Genomic DNA, 828 nt, shown 5'->3' on the forward strand with positions numbered 1-828 from the left:
ATCTGCGAACTCCGGATCGAATCCACAATCTTGCCCGTCGAAATTGAAGTAAAACTCACAGTAGTTGACGATCTTTGCGTCAGGAAAGATATCCCGCACGAATAGCATTTCTCCCCATCCCGGATGCCCATAAATCACATCTGGCGCCAAGCCCTGCTTGGCCAGGGACGTAAGGCTCTTCGCGACAGCAAGCCCTCGCCGGATATTGGTGTCGGTGGTCTTTAACGAGCCGTTCGGAATGATCGAGGCGACTTCATTGAAAACATAGCCAAACAGCTTCAACCGCGGGATAGATTGACGCCAGTTCGCCGCAACGCGGTTCGCCTCTCCAAGCGCCCATACCTCATGCGCGGGATCGCTCACCAGGGCAGAAATCAGATGCCGAAACTGCCCGGGAATATTTTGATGGATAAAAAGTATCTTCATACAACAACAATGAGCCAATGAACGCCAGGCGAAAGGCATCCGCTCCCTTTCGCCTGGACTTACGCTACAGCGCTAGCCCTCAGTGCCAGGCGTTATGCACGGCAGCCAGTACAGTCGCATCCGTGATACTCGGATTGGACGCTGCGGTCGGATCGAATCCAGGATTGGCTGCGGTAAAGTCCGCCATGGCCTGGATAAGTTGATTCAGGCCGGAGTCGACTTGCGCTGTCGTGCCGCCTGGGCTCGCCGTCGTAGTAATCGCGCCCAGCTCGTTCCAATACGAATTTTCGCTGAGGATCGTGATTTTATCGGACGTTCCCATCAACTCGACCTGCAAGTCATCACCCACCCGCTTGAACCAGACGTTTTCCTCGCTGACGCCCCCTAACTCCAAGACGCCTG

The 828-nt window shown here is 54.8% G+C and carries 1 protein-coding gene and 1 pseudogene; both read right to left on the reverse strand.

The genetic code is table 11. The annotated features are described in order from the left end of the window. Window positions 1–465: pseudogene (locus WM40_RS27210) on the reverse strand (hypothetical protein); the annotation flags it as partial. Between the two features lie 40 nt (window positions 466–505). Next, window positions 506–828, reverse strand: a 323-nt coding sequence (locus WM40_RS27215; protein WP_046154672.1) for a hypothetical protein, incomplete at its 5' end; no start/stop codon positions are given.

Source organism: Robbsia andropogonis (assembly GCF_000970345.1).
Lineage (GTDB): Bacteria > Pseudomonadota > Gammaproteobacteria > Burkholderiales > Burkholderiaceae > Robbsia > Robbsia andropogonis.